At 55.2% G+C, this 11,212-nt stretch carries 10 protein-coding genes; all 10 read right to left on the minus strand.

Annotated elements, in window-relative coordinates:
- Positions 1–46 precede the first annotated feature (46 nt).
- The gene (gene cydB / locus B2Q93_RS07160) at positions 47–1,057 is read right to left on the minus strand and encodes a cytochrome d ubiquinol oxidase subunit II (RefSeq protein ID WP_040074342.1); all 1,011 of its coding nucleotides are present in this window, start codon (positions 1,055–1,057) and stop codon (positions 47–49) included.
- The gene (locus tag B2Q93_RS07165; RefSeq protein ID WP_286932334.1) at positions 1,057–2,460 is read right to left on the minus strand and encodes a cytochrome ubiquinol oxidase subunit I; all 1,404 of its coding nucleotides are present in this window, start codon (positions 2,458–2,460) and stop codon (positions 1,057–1,059) included. Before B2Q93_RS07165 ends, cydB begins: the two co-directional genes overlap by 1 nt.
- A 68-nt stretch (positions 2,461–2,528) precedes the next feature.
- Entirely contained in the window at positions 2,529–3,401 is an 873-nt protein-coding gene (locus tag B2Q93_RS07170; protein ID WP_286932336.1) for a manganese catalase family protein, read from the minus strand.
- Positions 3,402–3,416: 15 nt separating this feature from the next.
- Positions 3,417–3,923, minus strand: a complete 507-nt coding sequence (locus B2Q93_RS07175; RefSeq protein WP_040074345.1) for a ferritin-like domain-containing protein — start codon at positions 3,921–3,923, stop codon at positions 3,417–3,419.
- Positions 3,924–3,953: 30 nt separating this feature from the next.
- On the minus strand, positions 3,954–4,448 hold the full coding sequence (locus B2Q93_RS07180; RefSeq protein ID WP_040074346.1) for a ferritin-like domain-containing protein: 495 nt from the start codon (positions 4,446–4,448) through the stop codon (positions 3,954–3,956).
- A gap of 94 nt (positions 4,449–4,542) precedes the next feature.
- Entirely contained in the window at positions 4,543–4,728 is a 186-nt protein-coding gene (locus B2Q93_RS07185) for a general stress protein (protein ID WP_040074347.1), read from the minus strand.
- An 852-nt stretch (positions 4,729–5,580) separates the two neighbouring features.
- Entirely contained in the window at positions 5,581–6,117 is a 537-nt protein-coding gene (locus B2Q93_RS07190) for a hypothetical protein (RefSeq protein WP_286932337.1), read from the minus strand.
- A gap of 165 nt (positions 6,118–6,282) precedes the next feature.
- Complete coding sequence (locus B2Q93_RS07195) at positions 6,283–7,452, minus strand: HlyD family efflux transporter periplasmic adaptor subunit (RefSeq protein WP_154298883.1); 1,170 nt, start codon at positions 7,450–7,452, stop codon at positions 6,283–6,285.
- A 10-nt stretch (positions 7,453–7,462) separates the two neighbouring features.
- Entirely contained in the window at positions 7,463–9,649 is a 2,187-nt protein-coding gene (locus B2Q93_RS07200; protein WP_286932339.1) for a type I secretion system permease/ATPase, read from the minus strand.
- The gene (locus tag B2Q93_RS07205) at positions 9,646–11,046 is read right to left on the minus strand and encodes a TolC family outer membrane protein (RefSeq protein WP_040074352.1); all 1,401 of its coding nucleotides are present in this window, start codon (positions 11,044–11,046) and stop codon (positions 9,646–9,648) included. Before B2Q93_RS07205 ends, B2Q93_RS07200 begins: the two co-directional genes overlap by 4 nt.
- Positions 11,047–11,212 lie beyond the last annotated feature (166 nt).

Consider the following 11,212-nt stretch of genomic DNA (forward strand, 5'->3'; position numbering starts at 1 on the left):
TTTCAGCCCTGATGAGACAAGAGGGCCGCCCCCACCCTGGCGCAGCTTAGTGATAGCCTTCATTACCGGAGATCTTGCCGCGAAACACGTAGTAGCTCCAGGCGGTATAGACGAGGATCACCGGGATAATCAACAGCGTCCCCACCAACATAAACAGCTGGCTTGATGGCGGTGCCGCGGCATCCCACAGGGTAATACTCGGTGGAATGAGATTGGGCCACAGGCTGATACCCAGCCCACTAAAGCCGAGGAAGATCAGCCCCAGCGTTAAGATAAAGGGCATCACGTGGCTGTTGGGGTTCAGGCTGAGACGCCATATCCACAGGCTAAATACCCCTACCAGCAGCGGGACCGGCAAGAACCAGAAGAAATTAGGCAGCGAGAACCAGCGGTCGGAGACATACTGCCAGCCGAGAGGCGTCCAGATACTCACCACGGCAATGACCCCCACCAGCGCCAGCAGCACCCGGCGTGTAAGATGGCGCATATGGAGTTGTAACGCCCCTTCGCTTTTCATGACCAGCCAGGTGGTGCCCAGCAGGGAATAGGCCACCATCAGACCCAGCCCGCAGAAGAGGTTAAAAGGCGTTAACCAGTCGAGGGAGGAGCCGACAAAACGACGTCCCTCCACCTCAAAGCCGTTGATCATCGCCCCAACCACAATGCCCTGGCTAAAGGTCGCCAGCAGCGAACCGCCTGCAAAAGAGTAGTCCCAGAATTTACGGTGCGACGGGGTGGCCTTGAAGCGAAACTCAAAGGCCACGCCGCGGAAAATAAGACCAATCAGCATGGCGGTGAGCGGTATGGTCAGCGCGTCAATAATCACCGCATAGGCCAGCGGAAATGCGCCAAACAATCCCGCGCCGCCCAACACCAGCCAGGTTTCATTGCCATCCCATACCGGTGCGACGCTGTTTACCATCACGTCTCGCGACTGGGGATCGCGCTCGAAATAAAAGAGCATCCCAATCCCCAGGTCGAAGCCGTCCATAATGATGTACATCAGGGTGGCGAATACGATTATGGCAACCCAGATTACTGAAATATCGACGCCCATCAGGGTTTCTCCTCTTCCGGTACCGGTTCCGCCGCAGAGAGCGGACGTGCCGGCCTGCCATCGGTATGCAGCGTCAGCGCTTCGGTCGGCTGCGGCCCTTTTTTAATCAGGCGAATCAGGTAGAGCAAACCCACGCCAAAGACGGAACAGTAGACGAGGATGAAGGCCAGCAGGCTGATGCTCATCTGTAACGTACTGTGCAGTGACACGGCATCGACGGTTCGTAGGTAGCCATAAACGACCCACGGCTGTCGGCCTACCTCGGTGGTGATCCAGCCCGCCAGTACCGCCAGCACACCGGCGGGCCCCATGCAGAGCGCAAACCAGTGGAAGGGGCGCGACTGGTACAATCGCTTGCGGTAGCGCAGCCACAGGCTACCGAGGCCCAGGGCAATCATCAGCAGGCCAAGACCGACCATGGCCCGGAACGACCAGAAGACGATGGTGGAGTTGGGGCGATCCTCTTTCGGGAAATCCTTCAGCGCCGGAACTTGTTTATCCAGGCTGTGCGTCAGGATCAGGCTACCCAGCGCCGGGATCTCGAGGCCATATTTAGTCCGCTCTTCCTCCATATCGGGCAGGCCGAAGAGCAGCAGCGGCGTCGCTTCGCCGGGGGGATTTTCCCAGTGTCCTTCAATGGCGGCAATCTTCGCGGGCTGATGCTCCAGCGTATTCAGGCCGTGCATATCGCCAACCAGCGCCTGAACCGGGGCAACCAGTAACGCCATCCACAGCGCCATCGAGAACATTTTGCGCACCGCCGGGGTGTTGTTGCCCCGCAGCAGATGCCACGCCCCGGAGGCCCCCACAAACAGGGTGCTACTCAAAAAGGCGGCGATGGACATATGAATAAGACGATAGGGGAAGGACGGGTTAAAGATAATGGCAAACCAGTCTTGCGGAATGACCTGACCATTTTCAATGCTGAACCCCTGTGGCGTGTGCATCCAGCTGTTGGAAGCGAGGATCCAGAATGTGGACATCAGCGTGCCCAGCGCCACCATGCAGGTGGCAAAGAAGTGCAGCCCCGGCCCAACCTTGTTCCAGCCAAAGAGCATCACGCCCAGGAAGCCAGCTTCGAGGAAGAAGGCGGTGAGCACCTCATAGGTGAGTAACGGCCCGGTGATGCTGCCGGCAAACTGGGAAAAACCGCTCCAGTTGGTGCCAAATTGATAGGCCATCACTAGCCCCGAGACCACCCCCATACCGAAGTTGACGGCGAAGATTTTGAGCCAGAAATGGTAGAGCGATCGCCAGACGTCATTTTTGGTGCGCAGCCACATTCCTTCCAGCACCACAAGATAGCTGGCGAGGCCGATGGTTAAGGCGGGAAAAATAATGTGAAACGAGACAGTAAAGGCAAACTGCAGCCTGGCAAGATGAAATGCGTCGAGTTCAAACATGTGTTCTCTTCCCCATCAACGAATGCCCCGTGGGGACGGGGCATTTGGGTATGGCATAGTAGAAGGGGTTAAGCTTTTTTCTTACCGGCACCCAGTTCTGCGCCGGTGAGAGGGTCGGCTTTCGGATCCGACTCAGTACGTTTAGCCATCGCTTTAAGCAGGGCGCTTTGCTCTTTTGACAGAGACACAGACGCGCTGCCATCTCCCCCATCAACAGCAGGCTGCGGATTAGCGACGTATTCAAAGTTATTGTCGCTGTTCCAGCTGCCCCGTATTTCACCACCTTCAGACATATTGTAGTAGGTGTTGGCGTATTGCTCGATGGGTGGCAATTTCCCCGGTGGGAAATTATTGCGAATGGACTGCAACGCCTTCTCAAAGGAGAGCTGGTGTGCCGCTTCGCGGGTCATCAGAAAAGCCAGCGCATCTTTCACGCCCGGATCGTCGGTGACGTTAATCAGACGCTCATAAATGATTTTCGCGCGCGCTTCTGCCGCGATGTTGGAGCGCAGATCCGCCGTCGCCTCACCGATGGTGTCGATATAGGCCGCCGTCCAGGGGACGCCCGCGGAGTTGGTCAGCGGAGGACCACCTCCGTACAGAAGCGAGGTGATGTGGCTGTCGTTACCGTTCGCCGTTAGCGAACGATATAGTTCAGCTTCACTTTCGGTCCCTTCTGCCAGTTCACCTTTGGCGCCTTTATTAAGCATGCCAACCAGTGTCCCGATAATCTCCAGGTGGCTGAGCTCTTCGGTGGCGATATCCATCAGCATATCTTTACGCCCTGGATCGTCATCCCCCAGCCCCTGGGTGAAGTAACGGCAGGCGGCAGCCAGTTCACCCTGAGGGCCGCCAAACTGTTCAAGCAGCAGGTTCGCCAGGCCCGGATTGGGCTCGGCGACGCGCACGGTATATTGCAGTTGTTTTACGTGTCGAAACATAGGCTCTCCTGTGATTTATTTTTTCGCTTCCACGCCATCGGCGTCGGAGCGCAGGAGGAACTGTTCCGTGGTATCCGGGATATGACGGATTAGCCAGTCGGCCATTTGCTGCTCTTCGGCAAGAATAGATTCAATCGCAGGTACTGATGCGGTATCGCCAGCCTTCTTCGCTGCCGCCAGCAGAGAGGTATAACAGGCTATCTCGAACTGCTCGAAAACATAGCCGCTGATGGAGCCTTTAACAATCTCATCTGACGGGAACATACCGCCGATGGACTGACCCAGGGCTGCCATTTTACTCATGGAATCTTTTACCAGCGAGCGCGAGATATCATTGCGATCAAGGATCTCTTCCAGCACAGTAATTTGATGTTTGGTTTCGGTGATGTGCTGCTCAATACGCGCGCGTACATCGGGATAGTTGTCTATGCGGCTGGCCATCGATTCGAGCATGGATTCGGCTTGCTTTTCCATCGCGTGAGCATCGCGTAGCCAGTCATGATAATGTTCTACGTGATTCATAGTCTGTTCCTCAGTGTGTTTGCAACGTTATTATTTACCGGCTTTCTGATTGATGTTGCCTACGGCCAAATCAGTCAGTTTAATATCTGTCGCTTTCTCTTCTTCCAGCGTTTCAGCCAACAGTTTTACCGCCTTGCGATAACCTAACTGTTCAGCGAGGGTCGCCAGGGTGCCGTAGCTGGCAATTTCGTAATGTTCGACTTTCTGCGCCGCAGCGATTAACGCCGCATCGCGGACTTCATTTTTCTCGGTGCTTTCGATGACTTCATTGGCTTCTTCAATTAAGCCTTCCATCGCAACACACTTCATTCGTTTGATTTTCAGGTTTGGTTCAGATTCAACAACCTGATCAATACGTTCGATCTGTCCTTGCGTCTCTTCAAGGTGCGCTTTAAAGGCAGCGCTCAATTTTTCACTTGAAGCCTCACGAGCAAGTTTCGCCAGCGCACGTGTCAGCTGCTTTTCTGCGCTGTAGGTGTCTGATAGCAGATGAATAAAAACATCTTCCATAGATTTCATATTCATAAGATCGCTCCGTTATTGATGACAGTAAAATACTGCGAGCCCGCAAGCCCGCAGCTCTCTCATTTTTCACTTCACTAGTAAGATGAAAAACTAATTAGGAGTTGTCAGATTTCCGTCCGCCACCATGGCTATTCTGACCCCCTTTTTTGCCAGCTTCAGAGGCGCGCTGCGGATCGTTTTTAAAGTTACCGCCGCTTTGCTGACCACCTTTTTTCCCTGCTTCAGACGCTTTTTCACGGTCTTGAGAGAAATTACCTGAACCACCACGTTGATCTGCCATATTTCAACCCTCACATGTTGCATTTATGTCAGTTAAGATACGATGTGTTCGTATCAATATGTCGTTCAGGATCAAATTTAGTTTTTATTCGGCGGGAGTCAAATCGATGTTTTTAGATATTTCACTAAGGGTTTTAGTTTTTTAACACATTATCGCTTCGGTTGTTTTTATAATAAACTGCGGCAAGATGATGTATTGCATCGCTCTTCCGCTTAAGCGCAGCGCTAAATTACTTTTACGTTGCGGTTCAGCATTGAGTGCCAGACGTGGCGGGGTTCTTTACGTAAGTTTACATAGGTCCTGTAAGGGCTTATAGCCTATAAAAAAATAAAATTGTTGAGACAATTCTTAATTATTCTGAAGGGGTTTGCAGTCCGGTTAATGGCCTCACTGTTGGAGTGTTGAGAATTGCTTAAATAATCTACTGCTGTAAGGGGTCGACCATAGTATAAAAATAAAAAAAACTGATTGTTTATTATTGGTGAGTCACGTTGGATTCATTTTGAAATATATTCTATATAAATTTCCAGATCACTCTTAATTATTCCATAAAAATGTGTTGGCAATGATGAAGAAAATAAGTGAGATTTTGCATCCATAGTATGAGGCGAAAGCGGCAAGAACAGGCTAATGTGCCATCGACCCGGCGAGTGTGGCTCAGTTTGCCGGGTCGTTCTCACTATAAATCAACGACGTGGAGGGCGCTCAACCTGTAGACATTCGCCAGTGAAACGCCCATTCGTAAAGGTTATTTCTCCTGATTTGAGTTTATTACGAATATCACGACATGCTGCCAGCCGTAGCCTTTTACTCATTTCTATAAAAAGAAGCTCAGGTGTGGTGACATGGAGCTCAGTAACGATCTGTGGTAACGACATATTCCCTTCCTCCTGATGCGCAGTTGCTATATGCCTGCCATCCGTTAAACAACGTTTTGAACAATCGACTTTTCGGATAGCCAGTCAGACCTAAAATCCGACTGTAAAGATCTACCAGGTCGTCCTTGCGTAAACCGAGAGGGTCAGTGGCCGCAGAAAAAACATAGGCACCAGCCCTCGCAGCAGAGTAATGCTCAAAAATTATACGTGCAACTTTAAACAATACGCGTCCACCCGAAAGGCCAGAATGCGGAATATGCCTGAACCCTTTGAAATCCAGGGCTTCATGATCTATTTCGTCGAAAATAACAGCCCACAGATTATTGAAGGAGCGCGAAGCAGAGGCAGTAAATTTCAGAATACTGCCCCCTTTATGTGTAAAATCTTGCAGGACGTCTACTTTCTCAAATCCGACAGCATAGAGCCTGCCGCCAAGGGTAAAGGTTCGGTACACCATCCCATGACCGCAGTCTTCACAAAAGGGTGCTTGCCAGTCCGCCTGTTCATCCATTTTGCCCTCCCTGAGCAATATCTATCCTTAGACTAAGTTTTAATCAGTCGTGACGGCTCGGGAAGCGGTTCGGCTCTAAAGAAGGGTGAAAATATAAATTTTGCGAGGCGGCTTCAGACCTGACGGGAAGAAGGGCCCTCCAGGAGGCGAGGGCCTTCGAAAAAATTACCGCTCTCTCAGCGCCTCTTTTGCGCGGTTGAACGGCTTGATCATATAGTCGAGCACCGACTTCTCACCGGTCTTAATATCCACAGTCGCAATCATTCCGGGCACAATCGAAAAGTGCCTTCCTGCCTTGTTCACCAGATAATCCTGATTGGTGCGGATAAAGACCCGGTAGTAGAAGACTTCGGGTTTGGCTTCGTCCTGAATCGTATCCGGTGAGATGGTCTCGACCACGCCTTCCAGCCCACCGTAGATGGCGTAATCATAGGCGGAGATCTTCACCAGCGCCTTCTGGTCAGGGTGGATAAAAGCGATATCACGCGGCGAAAGACGCGTTTCGATCAGCAGATGATCGTCCACCGGTACAATCTCCATCAGCTCACCGTTGGGCGGAATAACGCCACCGATAGTTGTCACTTTGATGTTTTTCACAATCCCCCGTACCGGGGATTTGACCGTCAGCCGCGTCACTGAGTCCTCACGCCCCTTCAGAACCGCCGATACCATATCCACCTCGGCATTGGCTTTCGAGAGCGCTTCGCGGGCCTGCACATAATATTGCGAACGCACATCGGTAAGCTTCAGCTCCAGGTCGCTCTTCTGACGCTGTAAACGCAGCTCTTCCACATGGCTTGCAGCACCGGTTTTCACCAGCCGCTGGGTAATGGCGAGCTCTTTATTGGCCAGCGCCAGGGCCTGTCGCAACTCGCGCTGGGTATCTTCCAGCTGAGCGCGGCGGGAGTTATACAGCCGGGTTTCGCTGGCGGTGAGATCGGTCCACTTTGCCAGCGAAGGGGGGAACTTCAGCGGCAGGTCGTTCACCTCGGCATAGAGGCGGGCGCTGGAGGCCAGAGAGGCGCGATAACGCGCTGCGCTCTCCCCCACGTTGGATTCAGAGCGGGTAGGGTCCATCCGCGCCAGGACCTGGCCGGCCTGCACCTGATCCCCCTCATGCACCATCAGTTCAGCAAGGATCCCCCCGTCGAGGGACTGCAGCTTTTGCTCACGCGAGCTGGGGATCACTTTCCCGGTACCGGTGGAGACCTCGTCGAGGATCCCCCACCAGGCCCAGGCGCCCAGCACCACAAACAGCGCCAGCGTAAAGAGAATAATATTGCGCGCCCCGGTATAGCCGCTCTCGCTGCCGAGCGCGTTATCAAGGTCATCCATCGCCGCGGCGTCACGCTGACTTATTTTCATTTTTCCACTCCCGTCCGTTCGCCTGCTGCTGCATGCGGCTATTGCTTAATGCCTGTGCTTTCGGCGCGTCCATTACCAGCATCCCCTCTTTCAGGACCACCACCCTGTCTACCAGCTCCAGCACCGGCACCCGGTGGGTGGCGACGATCAGCGTGCGGTTGCCGAGCCAGGCCTGCAAATATTGAATGAATTCGCGCTCGGTATGTTCATCCAGCGAGGCGGTCGGCTCGTCGAGCAGCACGATATTGGGGTCACGCAGGAACATACGTGCCAACAAAATCGACTGGCGCTGGCCGCCCGAGAGGCCCACGCCGTTCTCCATGATCGGGTGATCCAGCCCTTTCGGCAGTTTCTGGACAAAGGTCGCGGCACCGCACATGGTCAGCACCTGGAAGATCTCCTCGTCGGTAGCGCGCGGCGTGCCGAGGGTAATGTTTTCACGCAGGGTGCCGTAAAAGAGGCGGGCATTCTGGGTCATTAGCCCCACGTTACGCCGGAGATCGGCCACGTCGAGATGCGGCAGGCTGATGTTATCTATTCGCGATTCGCCGTCGATCAGATCCATGCCGCCGATCATCGCCTGCAGCAGCGTCGATTTGCCCGCGCCGTTGCGCCCGAGGATCGCCACTTTTTCGCCAGGTTTGATCTCCAGGCGGTTGATGCGCAGCGCCACACGCTGCTCCTCGCCGCCATAGCGGAACTGGGCCTGCTCAAACAGGTAGTGACCGCGCAACACATCCTGGCGGATAGGGGTCTCTTCACGCTGGTTCTCAGTGGGCAGCTGCATAATGCTGTCCAGCCCCTCTTTGGCGGCTTTCACCTGCTGCCAGCGGGCCAGCACGCCACACAGCGTGGCCATTGGCGCCACCATGCGAGAGGCAAGCATCGAGGCGGCCACCACGGCACCGGTGGTCATCTCCCCTTCGATCACCATCGGGGCACCCACCACAATCACGGCGGCATACACCAGGCTCTGAATGGTCATTCCCCAGCTGATCAGGTTCTGCGTCAACTCGCGGGTACGCAGACCGGACTCGGCGGTAATCTGGATGTAGCTGTTCCACTGCTGTAAAAACCGGTTCTCCGCCTGCATCAGCTTGATATCTTCCAGCCCCTGCACGCTCTCCACCAGTACCGCGTTACGCAGGGTTGACTCGTGGGCCGCCTGCTTCGCCAGCGCCGCCAGCTTTTTCTGTAACAGCAGCCCCGGCAGCACCATCAGCACCGCCGCCACCGGGGCAATCCACGCAAGCTGCGGGGCGATAATCGCCAGCACCACCACAAACAACAGGAAGAAGGGGAGATCGACAATCGTCGAGATCGTGGAGGAGGTGACCATCTCACGGATCTGCTCCAGCTCGCGCAGCTGCGAGATAAAGCTGCCGGTAGAGCGGGGAATAGCACTATTGCGCAGGCGCAGGGCATGCCCAAAGACGCGGTCAGAGACGCGTAAATCCGCGCGTTTACCCAGCAGATCCATGATGTGGCTGCGGGCCATTCGCAGTAAAAAACCAAACAGCGTGGCGATGAGCACCCCGATGGTCAGCACATACAGGGTGGGATAGGACTGCGCCGGAATGACCCGGTCGTAGACCTGCATCGAGAAGAGAATACCCGCCAGCGACAGGACGTTAACGAAAAGCGCCGCCAGCATCACGTAGGCATAGGGGCGCATGTCGCGCATGACCAGCCGATAGAGCCAGTCAGGACGATATTGCGAAATATAGGCATCCACGCGGCTGTCTTTCAGCGCCGACAGCGGACGTAAGGCTACCACGTGGCGGATTTTGGGCAGCAGGGCGCTCATCGAGAGGCGATTGACGTGCGTTTTATCGTCGAAGAAGCAGACGTCGAGGGTATCTTCTCCGTCAAAATGTTCGATTACGCCGATATTGCCATCGTCCAGCTCCGCCACCACCGGCAAGCGCCAGCTGTTAATAGATGCCTGTTCGTTGCTCAGCAGCTTAAAGCTTAATCCTGCGTCGCGCGCCAGCCCGGTCAACGCCGGGATTTTGGGCTTATCTTTTAGCCAGGGGGCGCTGGCGACCAGCGCGCCGGGGGAGCAGGTGACCCGGTAGCGCGTCGCCACGTAGCCAAACGCCTGCGCCCACAGCTCCAGCGACTGCTGGCTAAGGGGCGCCTGTTGATCTGAATCGTTTTGCGTCATGGCTGGATCTCCACGGACTGAATAGTGCGGTTATCAAGGCTGAACGCGTTGCGCAGGCGCCCGGTGTTGTAGAGACAATTCAGCTGAAGCTGGTGCAGTTGTCCGGCGGTTTGCTGTTGGGTAAAGCGTGCCTGATAAACCTCCTGCTCGGCGTTCAACACATCCAGTAGCGGACGGGAGCCGAGGTCGAGGTACTGCTGTTGATAGAGTTCACGGGTGCGCTGGCTGAGCGTTTCCTGACGGGCCTGAATCTGCAGGGTACTCATCAGGCTCAGCACCTGGCTGCGGGACTCCTGCAGATCTCTTCGCACTTCCAGACGCGTGCGCTGGATCGTTGACTGGGCCGCCTCCACCGCGTGGCCGGCGGCGTTACGACGAGCGGTCAGGCCGCCCCCCTGATAGAGCGGCATCTGGACTTTCACCCAGGCCGAATACTGGGTGCGGTCGCGCACATCGTTGCCCGAGTAGCGATCGTTAAGGTAGTGGCGCACCTCCGGTTCCAGTGAAAGGGTCGGCGTCATCTGGGCATTAGCATAATCCAGGTTGGCCTGGGCGACGTTGGCCTGCGCCCAGGCGGCCAGCACGGCCGGAACCAGGCGGTCATCCGGCTCTGCCAGGTCGCAACTCTTTCCCAGCTTTTGCGGGAAGTCATTGCTCACCGTATTGAGGTTATCCCAGCCGAGGTAGCTCATTAGCGTGGCGCGGGAGCTGTCCAGGCTTGCCTGATACTGCATCAGTTGGGCGCGCGCCGCCTCGATGCGCGCTTCGGTCTGCACCACATCCGACAGCGAGCTGGCCCCTTCGTCATTACGCTGGCGTGCCAGCGTGCCGATGGAGGAGAGGGCATCGAGCTGCTCTTTCGCGGTCTCGACCATCTGCTGCCAGGTTTGCACCTGCACCAGCGCCAGGGCGGTGTCGTGGGCGATGGTATCGATGCTGACCAGGACATTGGCTTGCTGCTGGGCCACACCGGCGCTTTCTGCCCGTACCTGGCTTGCTACCTTGCCAAAATCGTACAGCATCTGCGAAAGCGAAAGCACCAGCGAGGGGGTAAAACCGTTGTCGTAGCCGTCATGGGTATAGCCGTTTTCCATCCCGGCATTGACCTGGGGATAGTATTTCGATTTCGCGACATCCACCTGCTCTGTCTGTTCATAGAGCTTGCCCACCGCCTCGCGAATAGTCGGATGCCAGGTAACGGCGCGGGTGACGGCGTCCTGTACCGTTAGCGTTCCGGATGGGGGTTTAGTGGCTGGCAGTGCGACGCGGCCATTTAAGGCGGGGAGTTCCTGTTGTTCGCTTAAAAGCGCAGGATTAATAACGGCAGGCGATATCTCCGCGAAAAGCGGGGTGGAAAAAAGGCAGCACGACAGCCACCAGCAAGACACTTTATCCATGCTTTTATCCCTAAAAAATCAATATATACCCGTCATCATTCAGGCTGGCTTTATTACCCGATTCATTCCAGGGCCTTGTCCTGCGGGGCCGCTTTAGGGCACCTCAAAACGCATAAGGCGTTTTGTCATGCAGCTCGAATGATGAAGGGTATAGCTCTATTGTGTT

Source organism: Leclercia sp. UBA5958 (assembly GCF_002430365.1).
In the GTDB taxonomy this organism is placed as follows: domain Bacteria; phylum Pseudomonadota; class Gammaproteobacteria; order Enterobacterales; family Enterobacteriaceae; genus Enterobacter; species Enterobacter pneumoniae.